This is a genomic window from Paenibacillus sp. FSL L8-0641 (assembly GCF_038006265.1).
GTDB classification, from domain to species: domain Bacteria; phylum Bacillota; class Bacilli; order Paenibacillales; family Paenibacillaceae; genus Paenibacillus; species Paenibacillus polymyxa_D.
On sequence record NZ_JBBOUW010000002.1, the window covers coordinates 1 to 19,138 of the forward strand.

Sequence of the window (19,138 nt, forward strand, 5' to 3'; positions counted from 1 at the left end):
CAGCAGATCGTTTGCTTCCGTATTGTAGGCCCGATGAGCTTGTTTCAAGAATTGTTCTGTTTCTTCTACCGTCCACGCTACGGTCAGTGTCCGATCATCGCGAAGCTGTGGCTTGGCCTGAGATTTATGAGTGTAATCCATAGGCAAGGATGCCAGACTCTTCCCTGCTTCCTCCACCTGTCCCCAATACGCACGTTCCTTCTCCAACGCGGCGCTGTTCGCATAAGCTGACAGCTGATCTGCCCACAGGCGGAAAGAATCCGTCTTATTCGGCAAGCGGACAGACTCGCCCCGTAAAGCCTGCTCATAGCCGGATGCCAGATCCTCCAGCAAAATACGCCATGATACGCTGTCGACCACCAAATGGTGGATCGCCACCAGCAAATGGTCTCCATCGTTGCAACGGAACAGACCCAGCTTTACCAGCGGTCCTTCGGATAGATTCATTTTGTTTTGAATTTCAGTTGCTTTCGCCTCAATCGTCGCGCTCAGCATGGCTTCATCCGTCAAAGCCCTAAAGTCTAGCACGTCCAGATGATACAGCTCGCCTTCCTGTATTCCGCGGTTCCACGCTTGGTAGCCTTGCTCGGTCTTCCTGAATACCATCCGTAGTGCATCGTGATGCTCGGTCAACTGGATTAGCGCCTGATGCAAAGCAGCTTCGTCAAAGCCCTGCTCCCGGTGCAGCATAACCGCCTGATTAAAGTGATGCGCGTCTACATGCTCCTGTTCAAAGAACCAATGATGGATCGGAAGCAATGCCGTTTCCCCGCTCACTTCTCCCTGATCTGCCATACGACTTACCATAAACGGTGCCAATGCTGCGATGGTTGGACAGCGAAGCAGATCCTTCATATCCAGCTTGTAGCCTGCCTGGAACGCACGGGATACGATTTGAATCGCCTTGATGGAATCGCCGCCCAGATCAAAGAAATTGTCCAAAATACCTACAGTTGGCACGCCCAAGGCAGACTGCCAGATCGCCACGAGTGCCCGTTCCGGCGCGGTATGGGGCGCTTCATAATCCGCTCCGCTTTGCTGACTGCCTTCCGGTGCTGGCAGGGACTTGCGGTCGATTTTACCGTTCGGTGTCAACGGCATCTGCTCTAACTGAATGAAATACGACGGCACCATATAGCTTGGTAGCTCCCGCCCCAGCTCACTTCTCAGTTCACTGGCTTCCATTTCTTGACTGGCCACATAGTACGCCACCATTTGTTTTTGACCCGTTGTTTCGTCCGCACGGGCCACGACAGCCGCTTCTCGTACCGACTCCACCTGCAATAGCTGCGATTCGATCTCGCCCAGTTCGATCCGGTAGCCACGGATTTTAACCTGGTGATCCATTCGTCCCAAATATTCAATATTGCCATCCAGTGTCCATCTCGCCAAATCGCCTGTACGGTACATCCGTTCATAGCCCTCTTTGCCTCCGGCAAACGGATTTTCCACAAATTTCTCTGCCGTCAGATCTTCGAGATTCCAATACCCACGGGCCAATCCTTCCCCCGCAATACATAACTCGCCCGGCATACCGACTGGCTGCAATTCCCCGCTCGCATTCATGATATAGATTTGGGTATTCGCGATCGGACGTCCTATATTAATTTCTTGAGCATGGGTCAGTTCCTGCACGGCCGACCACACCGTCGTTTCTGTAGGTCCGTACATGTTATAAATACGGGGACCGTTTATCTCTTGCAGTGCTGCGAGCAGCTTGGACGGAAGAGCTTCACCCCCCACCATGATTTCCTTCACGCCTCGCAGCGCGTGGGAACCAGCTTCATGATCCAACAGCATCTGTAGCCGGGATGGTGTCATTTGCAACATGTCTATAGAATGATGAGCAATCAACTCACCCAGCGCCTGAGGGTCCACCTGATGCTGATGGTCGCCAAGCACAACCGTCATTCCAGCCAACAGTGGCAAGATGGTTTCCAAGACGAAAATATCGAATGAAATGGTCGTGAGTGACAAAATGGTTTTGCCAGCTTCAAAGTCAATGATTTCATGCATCCCGGTAATAAAGTTCAGTACCGAACGATGCTGGAGCATAACTCCTTTTGGATTTCCGGTCGATCCAGAGGTATAGATGACGTAAGCCAAATGCTCTGGGCGAGCAATCGTCTCCAGATTGTTGCTTTCTCCCTGATACAATGCTGAATCCTCAAGAAATATTGCATTGGCATTGCAATGATGCTCTTCCAACAGATCACGACTGGTCAGAAGCACTGCAGCCTTGCTGTCTTCCAGCATGTATTGAATACGAGATGACGGAAATTCAGGATCGATCGGCACATAAGCACCGCCTGCTTTTAGAACAGCCAGCAGGCCTACGATCATTTCCACGGAGCGCTGCATCATCAGGCCGACCAGCTTGTCAGGTCCTACTCCCTGTGCTTGAAGCATTCGTGCCAATGAGTTCGACCGTTCATTCAGTTCCCGATAAGTCAGACTCTGACTTCCAAACATAACCGCTGTCTGATCTGGTGTGCATTCTGCCTGTTTCTCGAATAACTCATGAATCCCCACATCGTCTGGAAAGGGAACTGTGGTCGCATTAAATACATTCATAATTTGTGCCCGCTCTTTGTCACTCATCAGTGACAACTCCTGAATCCGCTGCTGTGGCCCTTTCACCATATGCTCTACCACACTCAAGAATTGACGAATAATTCGAGCGATTTCCTGCTCGCTGAACAGCTCGGTCCGATAATCTAGTTGCAATACAAGTTTATCCTCATCCAGCATATCAATCATGGCAATATCAAAGTCACTCACTGTATCTCCGCAGAAATCGGTATGCACCTGCTGAACAGCTTCATCAAAACGAGAGAAGCTCAGCGTACGGTACTGAATGGTGACGCCAAACAGGCGGCCAATATCCGTGCCGCTTTGTTGTTCACGCAAATCCTGTATGATTTTGTTATACGGATAACGCTGATGCCGCAAAATGGACGACTGCTCCTTGCCAACACCCTGTAGGAAAGTAAGCAGCTCGGATTCCGGCTCAACTTGCAAACGTGTAGCCACAGTGCTGACGAACATGCCCATTGTATTTTTTTCCTTCTTCAACGTACGGTTAGCATACAATGTACCAACCGTTAAATCTTGTTCACCTGTCGTTTTATGTAAATAAATATACAGAGCAGCCAGGAAAAATGTAAAAATACTGATGTTATGCGCCTCGCAAAAAGCCGTGACACCACGATATAATTCGTGCTCCAGTGTATAGGTCTCCCGGCGTGCAGCCGTGCTTACTGTGAGCGGATTGTACGATTTTAAACCTGTAACCTCCGGCAAATTGGCAAATTTCTCCGTCCAGTACATCTTATCCTTTTGATAGCGGTCCGATTGCTCATAGCTTTGCTCCGTCTGAATAAAATCGAGATATGAGTTCGCTGGGGCCGGCGCATCTGAACCTGTACCATGCACAATATTCATATAATTCCCCGTAATTTCATTAATGGCCTGCTCCATGGTAACGCCATCCGAAATAATATGATGCATCTTGAAACTAAACCAGGTGTCTTCTGCCCCCAGCTGCAAAATAGTAAACCGATACAGCTGCGAATCCAGTAAGGGGAACGGCTGTGCGTTGTGATGGCTGACCCATAGCTCAGCTTCCTCCGGGGTAACCTGAAGCGTTTCTATGCTTTGAGCAGCAAACGGTTCCACATATTGATAGGGGATGCCATCCCGAGCCGTGATTTTGATACGAAAAGAATCGTTTTGTGCAATCACCCGGTTCATTGCCTGCTGCAATGCATTTATTCGAACCGTTCCCTTGATTTTAACAGTGGTAATAATCGTGGACGTGTTGCGATTGGGATACACAAGCTCCGTGTACCAAATACGTTGCTGTGGTTGGCTTAATGCAAACAGTTGAACATTGTGCTGAGTCATACGTATCTCTCCTCGCGAAATAGATAGAGGTAAAGTAACTCCTCATAAATGACCGCCCTTGTCAAGGAACTAGTCATGCGTGTCTTTTCTCCGGCATTAAATTGCCAATGGTAGTCGGCAAAAGCGATCACTCCTGATATACCATTGAGATATGGGTGCCTTCAAAGAGCTGAATTTGAATCGAAACAAGCGCATCTTCTTTTTCATCGCTCACACTTTCGCAGTGCAAGCTTTTTTAGTTGTGCGGACATAGCAAATAACTCTGATCTGGATGTATGAAAATGTGCATGGAATGAGAATATTTTTGAATTATGCTGAGAGTACATCTTGGTGGTGGGTTGTAGAATGGTTGCCACAATATTAACAACGTAGTGTATCATGATGTGTGCTGTCGAATCTTGGCTGGAGGGTATCGATGCTGTGAGATACATGAGCTGCTGCAGCGTGGTTAGGAGCGTGATTCACGACTGCGCTTATGACTTCCTGATTTTGTACATGGATGAAAAATGATGGTCATCGGACGGGCCAACGGGGTTCCCAGGCTGCTAAGGATACGTTTCACATACCTTAAAAATAATGAAGTTGTCTTTTGCAATACGGGAGATGTGGGACGGATTTACTGGATATGATGCTATGGACAGGGAATCTTACAGTTTGGCCTATACAACTGCCATGCTGTTTCAATTACAATCAGTGCCCCCATACATTGTCTAAAAAAGAGAACAGCTTATGTACTTATGAAGCCATTTCGGGAAGCAGTGAGGGCATGTTGTCCTGCTTGATGTCCATGGAGCTTCTGTTGAACAACTTCTATGTTCTGCAAGCCATTAAGCAAAGTCCTCATATCGGGCGAAAATAACTGGATCTTCTCAGTCAGATAGATCACGATTTTTAAAAACTAAGACATGATCGGAGTCGCCATATAAATTTCTCAAATCCTCTTATTGCCCAAAATTTCACAATAAATCCTTATATCCCTTTTTTCCTCCCAATACTTTCTAGCTATTTTAAATATACAAACTTTAAAACCGATTAGCATGGGACAAAAGTTCCAAATTGATAGATTTCATGAAATCCATAAATAACCCATATTATTCTATTATTTTTATATCTTCAAATACAAGAATTTCACTTTTTTATTAAATTGAATACCGATCATGACCTGTTAACGTGATTTAAGACAAAATTTTTGATTTTATAAATTGATAAAATCAAAATGACGTAGACTTGCAAAAAAGTCCAAAACCCTTGTATCAAAACAAATTTTACGTTACACATCATTAACACAAATGTAACAAATCAATTCTGACATCATCCGACAAATTTCAACTTTTTCAGCAATATTCTTTAATCACCTATATAATGGAATTTATTCACATCAAGCTGAAGTGATTCAAAATTAATAACTCTTCATTTTTTAAATAGATAGTGACTTTTCATAGCTCTTTTGAACTAATTCACATGCGAAATTTTCTTTAATTTTCTTCTGAAATTTCAGTTCAGATTAAATTTTTCTCTAATTTTAGCTAGAAACTTTGCTTTTTATTTAATAGAAACGTTTTGATCTTCCTTTAAAAGTATAAATTTTTAGAAAACTCATAACTTTGGAACTATTTTTTTCGCAAAATTCAATGAACCGAAAACACAAAATAGCAAGTCTCCATGTTGCAAGAGACTTGCTATTTTTATGTTTTGGCGACTTGACCCTTAAGAATGAAGTGAATACTGCCACAGCGAACGTACCAGAAACATTTGTTGTGTGATGTATACTGTGTACGAATCGAATCGTTTTTGTTGCCGAGCACATCACAACCGATTGAGCTTCTGCCCTGTGATCAGACATGGAACAAATCCTTTGCAACCACTCACCAGATATCCAGACAAGCAATCGTATATCACGTCTTTTAGATGACAAGGGATTCCCGCGGCTGTCCACATTAACCGATTCAAACTGGTGCGAGAACTGAACCGGATATTGGCTTCTACGCCTACTTTGCTGCAATAAGAATCGTTCTTCACCCATCCACTACATCTGCTTGTAAATCTGTTGCAATTTCAATCATCTTAGGCACGACAGCCTCATTGGAAATAGCCACGTACACATCCCCCATGTAATGACGAAAAGGTATTTCTACGTCAGCATACTTCCACATGAAAAAATCTCCCTCGATCGACATGGTGCTCTCAGCACCTTGTATGATAAGCTCCCGTGAATACGAAAAGTCTGGCTGGGATGCAAAGTAATCTTTGCACTCCTCCAGGGAAATGGATTGCTCCACAGGATTTTCCTGCATGGAACGGGTGATTCGAAAACGCTGGTTCATTGATCTGCCTCCACAATTATGATTAAGAAATTCTGGCTCTTATACCTTATAATGTCCACATGATGATGTTAATTAAGTTGGAACTATATGGATATTCATTATACTTTCAAGCAGTTACTTTTTAGGACGCATGTTCAAACTGACTGTTGTATAGATCGGCATAGAAGCCGCCTTTTGCTAGCAATTCCTCATGGTTACCCATTTCGATAATGTCACCGTCCTTCATGACCAGAATCAGATCCGCATTCTTGATCGTCGAAAGTCGGTGAGCAATCACAAAGGAGGTTTTCCCCACAGTCAGCTGATCCATCGCTTGTTGAATCAGCAATTCCGTACGCGTATCGACCGAGCTTGTGGCCTCATCCAGAATGAGCATAGGTGAATCTTCAATCATCGCCCTTGCAATGGTAATCAATTGCTTTTGACCCGCAGAGAGATTGGCTTTGTCATCCAGAACTGTATCATATCCCTGCGGCAGTGTTTTAATGAAACTGTGCAGTCCCACCGCTCTACATGCAGCTTCTACCTGCTCATCAGTAACATGATCTTTGGAAAAGACGATATTGTCACGAATCGTTCCTTCGAACAGCCAGGTATCCTGAAGCACCATACAGAATAATTCATGAATATTCTCACGCGTTAATTGGCTGATCGGGGTTCCGTCAATGTAGATTTCTCCATCGTTCAGCTCATAAAACCGCATGAGTAAATTCACGAGCGTGGTCTTACCAGCGCCTGTCGGACCGACAATGGCGACTTTCTGACCAGCTTCAGCTTTCATAGAGAAGTCTTTGATAATCATATGGTCTTCGTTATAACCGAAACGAACATGTTTGAATTCAACATCCCCTTTGGCGTTATCCAGCTTCATAGTCTTGTCACTTTCATCCGCCAATTCTTCTTCACCCAAAAATTCGAATACACGTTCACTGGCAGCAGCAGCCGATTGCAAATTGGTTGCTGCCTGCGCCAACTGTGACAAGGGCTGTGTAAATAGACGAATATACACCATGAAGGCGACAATAGTTCCGATGGTTATAGTCTGTTGGTTGACCAGCAAAGCTCCCACAACACAGACCGCGACATAACCAAAATTTCCAATGAACATCATGACTGGCATCATCAGACCAGACATGAACTGGGACTTCCATGCATTTGTATATAAGCGGGTGTTAATGCCATGAAACACCTCCTTGGCTGCTTGTTCCCCGTTATAGACCTTGACTACGTTATGACCAGCATAGGTTTCTTCGATATGACCGTTGATCTGGCCAAGCTCCGCTTGCTGTGCTACAAAGTATTTCTGTGAATGCTTCATAATCACGCTCATCAGGCTAAAGCCGATCAGCGTAGCTACAATTCCGGTAACGGTCATGATCCAGTTCGTATAAAGCATCATAATCAAGGCTCCCACGAAAGTGGCCAGCGCACTAACAAGCGTGCCGAGACTGTTGTTTAGCGTTTGTCCGATGGTATCGACATCGTTGGTTACGCGGCTAAGCACATTACCGTAACTCGTAGAGTCAAAATACTTCAAAGGCATATGATCGATTTTTCGAGACAGCTCTGTTCGCATCTTCTTTGTAAGACGCTGTGAGACGGTTGCTGTAATGAAGCCCTGAAAATAGTTAAAAATAAGACCAAATCCATATAAAAGCGCTAATACAAAAACAATCTTCTGAACAGCACTTACATCAATCCCGGTTACGATTCCTTCCTGAATCAGGTTGGCAATATCACTGAGCTTATCTGGGCCAATCACGTTGAGGGTAGAGCCGACCAGGGCCAGTACCATAGCGAGTATAATCATAGGCACATAGGCCTTGCTGTAGGATGCAAGCTGGCTGATGGTCTTTTTAAAATTATTTGCTTTTTCACCACCACCCCTGCCCCCCGCGGGACCTTTGCCCATGGGACCTGGCTGATTCATTTTCATTTGCTGGCTGTCGACGGTGTGTTCATTCTTATCCATGTATGAGTTCCTCCTTCGAAAGCTGCGAATATGCGATCTCCTGATAGGTGCTGCAGTTCGTCATCAGCTCTTCATGCGTGCCACTCCCTACAATCTCCCCCTGGTCCAGCACGATAATTCGGTCAGCGTCTTTGATAGTGCCTATGCGCTGACCAACAATAAGTGTCGTAGCGTGGCCGGTTTCTTTTTTGAGAGCGGAGCGCAGAATCCGATCTGTTCTGTAATCTAGTGCCGAGAAGGAATCATCGAAAATATAAATTTCCGGCTGTCGGTAGATGGCACGCGCAATCGACAGCCGTTGCTTTTGACCACCGGACACGTTCGCTCCACCTTGCGAAATTCTACCCTGATACTGACCATCCATTTTTTCAACAAACTCCGTTCCTTGAGCAATACCAACGGCTTCTTTGACGAGTTTCTCTGAAGCTCCTGCTCTTCCGTTAACACCATACGAAACGTTGGATACCACCGTACCGTTGAACAGTACAGCTCTCTGGGGAACATATCCGATTTTGTTATGGAGTGCCTGCTGATTATAGTTCCTGACATTCACACCGTCCACGAGTACCTCTCCCTCGGTCACATCATAGAAGCGGGGAATTAGATTGATCACGCTGGTTTTGCCGCTGCCTGTAGCGCCAATAAAGGCAACCGTCTCGCCTCGTTTCGCCGTAAAGCTAATATTGCGAAGCACGGCCTCCTCCGCGTCCGGATATTTGAAGCTGACATTACGGAATTCCACTTGCCCCATAACGCTTTCTTCTCCAGTCGTCTCATGCCCGTTAACGATACTGGATTCGGTATTCAAAACCTCCATGATCCGTTTGGCAGAAATCGAAGCTCGAGGCATCAGGAAGAAAATCATACTTACCATCATAAAGGCCATGACCACCTGCACCGCATAAGAGGAGAATACGACCATATTAGAGAATAGCGTAATGCGGTCCGGCACGGCCGCTCCGTTAATCAGGTAAGTGCCAACCCAATAGATCGAGACACTCAGACCCGACATAATAAAGGTCATACCCGGGCCAACCATTGCCATTAACCGGTTCGCAAACAGGTTTGTATTCGTCAATTCGGCATTAGCCTGCCCGAACTTCTCCTCCTGATACTGATCTGCATTATAAGCGCGCACCACCCGAAGCCCGGTCAGATGCTCACGTGTTACTCTGTTCAGATTATCGGTGAGACGTTGGATTTTTTGGAAACTCGGAAGAGCGAAAATAACAATGACACTCAGCATCAGGATCAGGACAGCCACAGCCACTCCTGTAGAGGCGGTCCACTGCCAGTTTTTATCCGCAATTTTTGCAATGGCCCACACGGCCAGAATCGGCGCCTTGATGATCACCTGCAGCCCCAGCGCAACCACCGTTTGAATTTGGGTAACATCGTTCGTGGAGCGGGTGATAAGGCTGGCTGTTGAAAAGTTGTTCATCTCTTCCATGGAAAAAGATAAGGCCTTGTCAAAGATCATCGCACGCAGACGCATGGCCAGCCCTGCCGCGACCTTTGCCGCAAAATAGCCGACAATAATAGATGCAATCATACTGCCGACGGCACAAAACAACATGTAACTGCCGGGAATCAGCAGTTCGGACATAGGTGTTCCTTCTGTTTGCAGCTTGGTCGTAATTTCCGCCATATAATCAGGTAGCTTCAGATCAAGCCATACCTGCACAACGATGAAAGCCAGGCTGCAAAGCACGAGCATCCATTCATTTTTTTTGAGATATTTGAATATCTTTAGCATTCCGTTGCTCTCCTTTTATCTGATAGTCTTTGATGTCTGGTGAAGTATGGTGCTCCTGCGTCTGCATAGAAATTCAGCTTCTAGAGACAATAAGCTTAATGAGCCGGATCAGTTCTTTGGCATCCTGTTCGTCTAACTTTCGAAGAACATTCTCGGTCCATGTGATTCCTTCCTTATGCCTATCAATCATAAATTGCTTACCTGAATCCGTAATGAATACAATCACCTTACGTTTGTCATTGACATCAGTACGCCGTACAACTAGTCCTTTCTTCTCAAGGCTCTTCAGTGCCGTTGCTACTCGTCCCGTACTGACGGACAAGTATTCGCTCAAGTGGCCAGAGGTAACCCCGTCCTTATTGAAATTCAGACAAATGAGAATCCCCATTTCGCCACGTGAGAAGTGCCCTCGTTCCTCTAATGCTGGTTTCCGCGATTTGACGATATACTCGAATAGTTCTGTCGCTAATGCTTTATAATCCAATGGTCACAACACCTTCTCGCTAATACCTTATAGTATGAGATAATTAATCTTATAGTATAAGATAATAATAATGTTGGGTTACAAAGTCAATTAGAGAAAATATGGAATACAAAAAATCCTCCGTAACCAGCTTGTATTTTCACCAAATTTTCCACACAAAAAGTTCAATGGAAATGCCAAAAACTCGAGGAGTGGTTTGCAAGGCTTTTACCAACCTTCACTTCTAACATTGGAAGCTACATTGCATTGTAACGTCCATGGTATGAATAACCATCTTATAGTGCCACATATCACAACACCTAAGAGCTAAAACCGAATCTCATCTTATGTATCTTCCTCTGACATGCTCTCTGTGGTCGCATAGTTCATTGAATTAGACCTTCTGTAGAGTACCTTGATAGAGTACTTTACAAAAGGTCTAAAGGACGTACTTTTTTCGCTTAATCGACCATTTCCATTTCAAAGTCTTTTATCGTTGCATTCGGTCTTAAAATCTTTTCCTGGTCAAATATAGCTAGCGGTTCACCACCATTTTAACTTTGACAGGCCAATTATGATTAGCAAGAGCTCAGTCTTAGAACCCTGTAGTATACTGTGTAGGGATTGCAGTTTCTTTTTTCAATTTTGATGCGGCTTCCAGTGACCAATAAGGATTTCTCAACATCCCTCTACCCACAGCAACCAGATCGGCCTCTTCATTTCCGATAACTGCATTCGCCAATATTGGATCTTCTAGTCTTCCAACGGCCATCACCGGAATATCCAAAGCTTCTTTGATCTCTTTTGCTAAGGGGACTTGATACGCTGCGTGAGTTCCTGGTCTGCCCCATGCAGCTATAGGTCCCTCACCACCAGATGAAATATCAAACATATCTACTCCTGCCTTTTGATATTCCTTGGCAAAAGCAATGGTTTCCTTAATACCATATCCACCTTCTACGTATTCTTTGGCAGAAATACGCATCAAGAGCGGCATATCTTCTGGCATTTCACCCTTCGCTGCCTGGATGATTTCCCGACCAAAAAGGGTAAGTTCTTTACCATATTCATCTTCCCGTTTGTTCGTAAGCGGCGAATGAAATTGATGAATCAAATAGCCATGTGCACCATGAATTTCAATGCTGTCGAATCCAGCCTTGACAGCGCGAGCTACAGCAGCACGAAATTTCTCAACCAGGCCTTTAACCTCTCCTGTTGTAAGCGCGCGAGGTTGTTTTGAATTTTCATCAAATGCAATAGCAGATGGTGCTACAGGAACTTCAGCATCTTCCGCCTTGCGTCCGGCATGCGCGATCTGGATTCCCACTTTGGCACCGTAGCTATGACAAGCATCTACAATCCGTTTGAGAGCAGGAATCTGCTCATCTGACCATAAACCAAGATCAAAATCGGAGATACGACCATCCGGCTCTACATCTGTCATTTCAATTATGATAAAACCAGCTCCGCCTACTGCACGGCTAACGTAGTGCATATAATGCCAATCTGTGGCAACCCCGTCCTTTTGGTCAACCGAGTATTGGCACATTGGAGGCATAACTACGCGATTTTTCAATTCCAAACCTTTAATTGTATAGGGACTAAATAAATCTTTCATGTGAGAAAGACTCCTCTCTGAGTTATATTAGGAAGTACAACAACAAAATGCATGCACAAGCATATATACTAACATGTTTGTTTCATTTGTCAACTCTAAGCATGATTTCAAAACTTCAAAGTAAGATTACGTCATTTACTCGTTTGTTATAGTAAGCTACTTCTTCGTCTATATCGTAAAACCGGCATTGCCTGACCACGTAGTCATCGGAGCCATACGCTATTCTTCATAGTGATCCCGCTTTTCAAATTAATTAATGCACATTTTGATTGCTTATTTTTCAAAAAAATACGTGGATGATTTGAATAAACTGTGAGCGCTTCTGGTTTCCACTAGGAAGCGCTCGTACTGTATATTAATTTTTGATGTGGAGGAAAATCTACATTCTCATGCTCTCCATAAAAAAGCTCAATGCGTTGGACACCCACTTCTTGGGATGAAGAACAAGCTGAATTTCCAGCTTGAACTCGGCATGCTCAAAGGGTAACACCTTCAGCTCTTCCCGTTCAATCTCCTCCAGCGCAGCCATTAGAGGTAGAATGGATATACCCTCTCCAGTCTTGATGCTCCGTTTGATCGCTTCCGGATTACCCAGCTCTAGGCTTACGCGATAGGTGATTCCATTTGCTCGAAGCACTCTCTCCAGCAGTTGTCTGTAGTTGCACGTATGCTCGGGCATAATCCACTCCGCATCCACCAGATCATCCAGGCCGATTCGCTCTTTAGCGATAAGCGGATGGTTCGGATGGACAATCAGCACAAGCGGTTCTTCTCGAATCGTAATCCACTGCAAGGCCGGATTGCTTGAATCGTCCGCGAGGATCAGTCCAACATCGGCCTCCCCTTCCCTGACCTGGTGCAAAATCATCTCTTCGCGATCCGTATGCAATCGTATGTTCAGATCAGGGTATTCTTTGCGAGTCGCCTGCATAAACGGCGGCAGAAAATACGAAGCGATGGAATCCATAGTACCGATCGTCATAGAGCCGCCGCCCTGCTTGGCCAATTTTTCTTTCGATTGCTCGAAAAGCTCCAGCATTTGTCCAGCAAGCTTGAACAGTTCTTCCCCGGCAGAGGTAAGACGAATCTTGTTGTTGCTGTAGCGTTCGAACAATTTGACTTGATACGTTTTCTCCAGCTTCTGAATCTGGGTCGTGACGCTGGATTGTGCGTAACCGAGCACTTCTGCTGCTCTCGTAAAGCTTTCACGAATAGCAACTTCCCGAAATGTCTGAAGATAAATGAAATCCATTCTGGCCACCCCATCGAAAATTTTGATTAGAATCATCGCTTATTATAGATAACTCCGATGCTGTCTCCTATGTTACATTAGATTTAATTCAACGGGAAGGGATAACTGATGATGATGAACGAACAACATATTCATGGGATTTTCATACCGCTGATTACACCTTTTACGCGTGACTATAAGTTGGACATCAATTCGTACCGGAAGTATGTTACCTATCTTGCAGGCCATGACATTCAGGGTCTGGTTGTTAACGGTACGACAGGAGAGTCGCCAACCGTATCCTGGGATGAAGTAAAGCAAATGGTACAGGTGACGCAGGATGTTCTGAAGAGCATGAACAAAACCATTCCGATCGTCATTGGCACGGGAACGAACGATACCTATTCAACGGTGCATCGGACGGAAATGGCGGTTGAATTAGGAGCGGATGCAGCCATGGTGGTCACTCCGTATTACAACCGACCGACGCAGGAAGGAATCTTGGAGCATTTCCGTGTCGTATCTCGTGTAGGCCTGCCTGTGCTTGTATATGAGATTCCGGTTCGCACGGGCAGTCGCATGACAATAGATACAGTACGCAAGGTGCTGGACCTAGATGGTGTAATTGGGCTCAAGGACAGCACGGGCGGTCTTGATCTGCTCTTAAAATTGACCCAGTACGAGACCAAGCCTGTCCTCTGCGGAGAGGATGCCTATTTCCATGCCATGCTATGCCAAGGCGCTGCTGGCGGTATGCTTGCATCCGCTCATCTCAATATCCAGAAGTATGTGGATACGTACCAACGTTTTGTAGCTGGCGACATGAACGGATCGCGAGACAGTTTTAAGCTACTGGAACCGCTGATCCAGCATGTATTTGCAGAGCCAGCCCCGGCCGCGATCAAGTGGTGGCTTACCCAGCAAGAGATTATTGCCGCCGAGCAATTGCGCCTGCCACTTATGCCACTGTCGGATCAGGTGAAGCAGGGTCTCCTGAATTCAATCGTATCCTGATAAATCAGCTTATCTCAGACTACCCAATCATAACGTAGAAGAAGCATCTCCTAGTCAGGAGATGCTTCAATTTTTAGCTGGAACAGGCACCCTTCTGAAAAACGAATTTAAGAAGATACCTTCTATACTAGAACACTATAAGTTACTGGTCTAAAATTGGTGAAGATGAATGTAGCACATAGCAATTTGATGTATGAAGACATGTCTTCTATCGAGCTTAAAATGTCCGAAAGATCATTGCGTTGCTTGATCCCCACCCAACCCTAACTGTCTGTCATCAAGATACATTTTTTGCAAGTCCCTCAATCTGAAAAGCTTACAAGCAATAGCTGGATGGTTGCTAGTAAATCGAGTTGCAGCATTAAGGGAATTCTTTGTGTAAGCGAAATTATTGCAAAAAGAAGCTGCCGATGAATTTCATCGACAGCTCTTCTCTTTTACGCAGTATACTCCTCAATCCTATTCGCTGGACAACTCCTTGAGCGATTTGACTTTACCATGGGGATGCTGTTCTTGCTTTCGTGACTTCCAGGCTGCTTCTTTCCTTTTCTTCTGGTGAGCCATAACAGATATCCTCCTTTGGAAATTGTGATGTATACTACTTTCTTAAGTTGTCATTTCTCAGCTCTGTTCATTCATAAAACTAAATTCGTTGGATTTTTGTAATAACTCAGGGTGCAATCTGGATAAGCCAACTAGCCTTCTTGGAGGCGAGAAATGTAGCTGCATGTGGAATCGGCCTTTACCTTGCGATAAGAGGATTTAGTACATATAACTGCGCCCGCAAGATTGGAAGGAGCAGTAGAAGGCTATTTGTCGGCTGAACCACTATAAACTGTGCTTAATTTCGATGTCGCCCTAATACCATTGGGACCTTCAATAATAATACGACCTTGTTCCGTAAAACTTGTTCCTTCCCAGTCAGTAGCCATATCCAAATAATCGAGACCCGCGCTGTTTCCTTTCCAAGACCATGCTAGATAACCTACCCCCTTTTGCTCAGCGTAACTCATAATGGTAGCCTCATCAACATCACCGCTCGTATGCTTGATGCCGAATTCGCCAATCACAAGAGCCAGGTTTTTATTCAGTACATTATCCATGTTGCTTTTTACTGTAGCAGCATTTCCACCGGCATATTCATACATATGAATAGAGAACATCGTATTTTTAAGCGGATCTGCATTAAAGACTTCTGTTCCGTAGTCAAAAATAGATTGCGGATACTGTCCCCATCCTGCTCCGTCAACCATGATTGTGTTTTTGATGCCGGCATTTCTAAGCTTGGGTATAACAGACTTATAGCCTTGCGCCCAGCCTCCGCCATCCCATGTTCCATACCATTCGTTCGCAATATTGAGGATAACGGTGCTTTCTTTTCCAATGAGTGCACCTTTCATTTCAATCCAGTAATTCGCAATATTATTCAATACAGTAGCGCTATCAGACCCTGTACCATCATGTACTTCAAGGACAACAACCAATTTGTTTTGCTCTGACAAAGTGATTAAATTCTGTAACTCAGACAGATTGTTTTTTGTCCATTGCTGACCATCCGACAGTACGATTCTGATGGTGTTCGCTCCCGTTCTCGCAATGGCAGGGATCGCTGCTGACTCTTGACCCTTATACCATGTATAAGCGTGATTGATTCCTCTCATTACGAACGGATTTCCGTTGGCATCGTACAGCGTTGTTCCGTTAATATAAAAGCCTGTATTCTCAGAGGTAGCATTTATCGTCACATTTATGATATTGCTTGCTGTTGAAACATTCCCTGCTGCATCCCTGGCTTTTACTGTGAAGCTATACGTTGTATTGGCGGTAAGTCCTGTCACGGTATAACTTGTCGTGTCGGTTGAATCGACCAAGGTTGTTCCATTATACACATCGTAGCTGGTAACCCCTACATCGTCTGTTGAAGCATCCCATACAAGACTTACCGAAGTGTTTGTTTTGGAAAAACTTTTCAGGTTCGCTGGTGCCGTTGGTGCTGTCATATCAGCGGTTGATTCGACAAGCGTAAACTTCCATTTCTGCTGATCATTTCCGTTATCCACCCATTGCTGTACATTTGCCCCATCATTAGTATAACCCCCGATTACATCCAGCGCTTTACTGCTAGATTTAACGAGCAACTTATAATATCCGCCGCCGACGCTAATAATCTTCCACTTTTGATTAGATAAGTCGTTGTCTGTCCATTGCTGCACATTAGCACCATCTTCGAGAGAACCTCCAGCTACTGTTAGTGCTTTACCGCTGGATTGCACAATCAGTTTGTAGTATCCGTCGCCAACGTCGATCACTTTCCATTTCTGCTGGGGTCTGCCGCTGTCCGTCCACTGCTGCACCTTGGCTCCATCGGCAGTGGAGTTTCCTGCTACCTCTAGGTTTTTTCCGCTATGCTGTGCTTTTAGTTTATAAATTTCACCTGAAACAATTGTGTCGGACGCGCTAGTGTTCACATCAATCACATTGCTTGCAGCCGACGCGTTCCCAGCAGCATCTCTGGCTTTCACATAAAAGCTGTACGCCATGTTAGCTGTTAAGCCAGTAACGATAAAGGACGTTGACGCACTGGAGCCTATTAGCTTTGATCCGTTGTAGATGTCGTATTCGGAAACCCCTACATTGTCTGTAGATTCCGTCCACTCTAAGCTTACCGTCGTATCAGATATAGAGGAACTAGTCAGACCGGAGGGCGCTGTTGGAGGTGTGTTATCCTCCGGTTCGTCGGCTGAATGCACTTCGAATTCCCAGAGAGAATATCCGTAGCTAGTAGCCCTTTCGATGCCGTTCATTCTTACATACCTTGCGTTTGTTGCTTCGAAAGATATCTTCTCGATTCCTCCCTCTCCAGTCGTAGTGGAATAGACGGTAGTCCAATGATCATTATCCGTTGATGTTTGAACTTGGAAGGACTTCGCATAAGCGGCTTCCCAGTTAAGCGTAACCCCATTGATTTCGGTAGTATTGCCGAGATCTACACTTATCCACTGTGGATCTGAATATTGTGAAGACCATCTAGTTAGTGAATTCCCGTCAATCGCAAAATCAGCCGCCTTACTCGAATCTTCGACGGAGCTTGCAGTTGCCGATTTGGTGAGAACAAGGCTTTCGGAAGCGCTCACATTTTTGATCGGCAACAGACTAATAAGCAGACCAAACAAAATCAAACATGTTATGGTTTTTTTCATCTCAAAACCTCCAATTCATATAAATAAACAACTGCTTGATTAGTCCTGTATTATTCATCTTGAAGTTCACTAATTTACCTAAATTGTCTTTTCTAGGTCGACCCTCCCTTCATAGTTTTCTATTCAAATCTTCATCCCAAAGGCTTAATAAAGGCTCCTCCTTTAACCGCTTTCATTTAGAGTTACATCACTTATTTCGCTTCGATTGATTTTCTATATCGTCCTCCAGAGATAAAATTCATCAAAGCGACCTAAAGCATATATATTTTTGTCCTCCAGCACTATTCCTTGATTAATAAAAAGTTTTAAAATCTATTTGAAAAACTCATAACAATGCGCCTGAATCATGCAAATTATTTAATAGCTGTTATTGTAACTCCCTAAAAGAAACGTTTTTTAAAGAGACTATGAGCTAATGATCAATTATTCAGCAAATGAAGCAAGTGAACCGCCTTCCCACATTTCCCACTAATTCAGTGTCAAACCATCATTATAAAGATTATAGGCACCTTTGAAGGCTTACTATAAATTTTATCCAAAACAAAAAAGCCGCCAAAATGGCGACTTTATTGGGTAACCGATTTCAACGTACTTTTACATAATAAGACGTCTGTAATTAGTTTTAAGATCCATTATAGGGGATATTCGCCTAATGTGCAGCTTCCGAAAAGTACAAGCGGAGTAGAACCAGACAAACTGTAAGCAGATCATTGTTCTCTTATAATCCGTGTATGAACTTAGTTATTTAATATAGGTATCTCTCCAAGCAGATTTTTTAAATTAATAGAATCCCACGGCATATGCTCCGTTATACCTAAGCCAACTACATCTGTTTCTTCAGATAGTTCTCTAATCAGATTAAGTAGTTGGGGCATTTGCATTGTTCCCGCAGGAGAATAATTATAAGGTGCTTCAGGGTTGGCGAATAATAAAGAACGAAATGCTTTTGGGTCAAGCACATCTAAATCAAGGTGAATAGCCAGATGCTTAATGCCACTTTCTTTAATCCACTCTTTTATAGATTCAGTACTGTTTGTTAACTCTTGAGCTTCTGCAGTTTTAATCCCTAGTCTTTGAATCACTTCTGTATCTGGTTCTGTTGGTGCTATACCTAGTCTTTGAAACGCTTCTGAAATCACTTCTATTTCTTGCTCTGTAGGAGTTGCTAATCCTGCGATAAAAACATTTTCTGGTTTTAGAGGGATTTTCACATGCTTTGCGAATTCCTCATCTCCTTCTCCCAACAGATTTCCGAGCGGTAATGTATGTCCGTTATCATAGCCTACATATCTAACTAAATCACTGTGAGCATCGATCCAAATTAAACCTAATTCCCCACCATATCGTTCGTTTAAATAGGCAAATGGAGCTTGTTCCACTAAGCAGTCACCACCAAACATTACAATGCGATCTGGCTTATGAGCATCAATGATATGCTGAGCAGCCTCTAATTGTTCAAGTAGCTGTGTTCTCCCATTCATACCGTTTTCGTTTTCAAGTGGAGTTCCATCATAAGCTTGAACTGGAACATGAATAAGGGGTTGATCATTATCCGGAGCTAGCCAAGCAAGCAGTTCGGCTCCAAAAGAGTAATTAGGATTGTTTCCCCCTTGCCATTGTGGCATTAACAGGCGTATTGTTTTTTTAGTCATGT

At 44.4% G+C, this 19,138-nt stretch carries 11 protein-coding genes; 1 reads left to right on the top strand and 10 read right to left on the bottom strand.

Annotated features, from left to right (window positions below):
- The 7 genes from MKY16_RS25165 to MKY16_RS25195 form a co-directional block, all read right to left on the bottom strand.
- The coding region (locus tag MKY16_RS25165; protein WP_340957663.1) for a non-ribosomal peptide synthetase at nucleotides 1-3,906 on the bottom strand (3,906 nt) is incomplete at its 3' end.
- A 2,015-nt stretch (nucleotides 3,907-5,921) separates the two neighbouring features.
- Nucleotides 5,922-6,230: a hypothetical protein gene (locus MKY16_RS25170; RefSeq protein WP_039275163.1), complete on the bottom strand. Its 309-nt coding sequence runs from the start codon at nucleotides 6,228-6,230 to the stop codon at nucleotides 5,922-5,924.
- A 121-nt stretch (nucleotides 6,231-6,351) separates the two neighbouring features.
- On the bottom strand, nucleotides 6,352-8,202 hold the full coding sequence (locus tag MKY16_RS25175; RefSeq protein ID WP_340957665.1) for an ABC transporter ATP-binding protein: 1,851 nt from the start codon (nucleotides 8,200-8,202) through the stop codon (nucleotides 6,352-6,354).
- Nucleotides 8,195-9,958, bottom strand: coding sequence for an ABC transporter ATP-binding protein (locus MKY16_RS25180; protein ID WP_340957667.1), 1,764 nt, complete (start codon nucleotides 9,956-9,958; stop codon nucleotides 8,195-8,197). The genes MKY16_RS25175 and MKY16_RS25180 overlap by 8 nt, the downstream gene beginning before the upstream one ends.
- A 73-nt stretch (nucleotides 9,959-10,031) precedes the next feature.
- Nucleotides 10,032-10,442: a MarR family winged helix-turn-helix transcriptional regulator gene (locus tag MKY16_RS25185; RefSeq protein ID WP_069011340.1), complete on the bottom strand. Its 411-nt coding sequence runs from the start codon at nucleotides 10,440-10,442 to the stop codon at nucleotides 10,032-10,034.
- A 574-nt stretch (nucleotides 10,443-11,016) separates the two neighbouring features.
- Entirely contained in the window at nucleotides 11,017-12,039 is a 1,023-nt protein-coding gene (locus MKY16_RS25190; RefSeq protein WP_340957670.1) for an NADH:flavin oxidoreductase/NADH oxidase, read from the bottom strand.
- A gap of 379 nt (nucleotides 12,040-12,418) precedes the next feature.
- Nucleotides 12,419-13,291, bottom strand: a complete 873-nt coding sequence (locus tag MKY16_RS25195; protein ID WP_029518462.1) for a LysR family transcriptional regulator — start codon at nucleotides 13,289-13,291, stop codon at nucleotides 12,419-12,421.
- Between the two features lie 111 nt (nucleotides 13,292-13,402).
- On the opposite strand from MKY16_RS25195, the gene dapA reads away from it, so the two are divergent.
- Nucleotides 13,403-14,284, top strand: a complete 882-nt coding sequence (gene dapA, locus MKY16_RS25200; protein WP_340957800.1) for a 4-hydroxy-tetrahydrodipicolinate synthase — start codon at nucleotides 13,403-13,405, stop codon at nucleotides 14,282-14,284.
- 459 nt (nucleotides 14,285-14,743) lie between these two features.
- Here dapA and MKY16_RS25205 read toward each other — a convergent pair whose 3' ends face one another.
- From MKY16_RS25205 to MKY16_RS25215, 3 genes are all read right to left on the bottom strand, one after another.
- Complete coding sequence (locus tag MKY16_RS25205; RefSeq protein ID WP_023988604.1) at nucleotides 14,744-14,848, bottom strand: DUF6254 family protein; 105 nt, start codon at nucleotides 14,846-14,848, stop codon at nucleotides 14,744-14,746.
- Nucleotides 14,849-15,093: 245 nt separating this feature from the next.
- Nucleotides 15,094-17,484 (bottom strand): cellulase family glycosylhydrolase, encoded by a 2,391-nt coding sequence (locus MKY16_RS25210; RefSeq protein ID WP_340957672.1) that lies wholly within the window; start codon nucleotides 17,482-17,484, stop codon nucleotides 15,094-15,096.
- A 737-nt stretch (nucleotides 17,485-18,221) separates the two neighbouring features.
- Nucleotides 18,222-19,136: an arginase family protein gene (locus MKY16_RS25215; RefSeq protein ID WP_069011336.1), complete on the bottom strand. Its 915-nt coding sequence runs from the start codon at nucleotides 19,134-19,136 to the stop codon at nucleotides 18,222-18,224.
- Nucleotides 19,137-19,138: the final 2 nt, after the last annotated feature.

What these genes read in the sequence shown, in the direction of transcription:
- MKY16_RS25170 (WP_039275163.1), bottom strand. Translation starts at nt 6,230, where the DNA reads ATGAACCAGCGTTTTCGAATCACCCGTTCCATGCAGGAAAATCCTGTG.
- MKY16_RS25175 (WP_340957665.1), bottom strand. Translation starts at nt 8,202, where the DNA reads ATGGATAAGAATGAACACACCGTCGACAGCCAGCAAATGAAAATGAAT.
- MKY16_RS25180 (WP_340957667.1), bottom strand. Translation starts at nt 9,958, where the DNA reads ATGCTAAAGATATTCAAATATCTCAAAAAAAATGAATGGATGCTCGTG.
- MKY16_RS25190 (WP_340957670.1), bottom strand. Translation starts at nt 12,039, where the DNA reads ATGAAAGATTTATTTAGTCCCTATACAATTAAAGGTTTGGAATTGAAA.
- MKY16_RS25195 (WP_029518462.1), bottom strand. Translation starts at nt 13,291, where the DNA reads ATGGATTTCATTTATCTTCAGACATTTCGGGAAGTTGCTATTCGTGAA.
- dapA (WP_340957800.1), top strand. Translation starts at nt 13,403, where the DNA reads ATGATGAACGAACAACATATTCATGGGATTTTCATACCGCTGATTACA.
- MKY16_RS25205 (WP_023988604.1), bottom strand. Translation starts at nt 14,848, where the DNA reads ATGGCTCACCAGAAGAAAAGGAAAGAAGCAGCCTGGAAGTCACGAAAG.
- MKY16_RS25210 (WP_340957672.1), bottom strand. Translation starts at nt 17,484, where the DNA reads ATGAAAAAAACCATAACATGTTTGATTTTGTTTGGTCTGCTTATTAGT.
- MKY16_RS25215 (WP_069011336.1), bottom strand. Translation starts at nt 19,136, where the DNA reads ATGACTAAAAAAACAATACGCCTGTTAATGCCACAATGGCAAGGGGGA.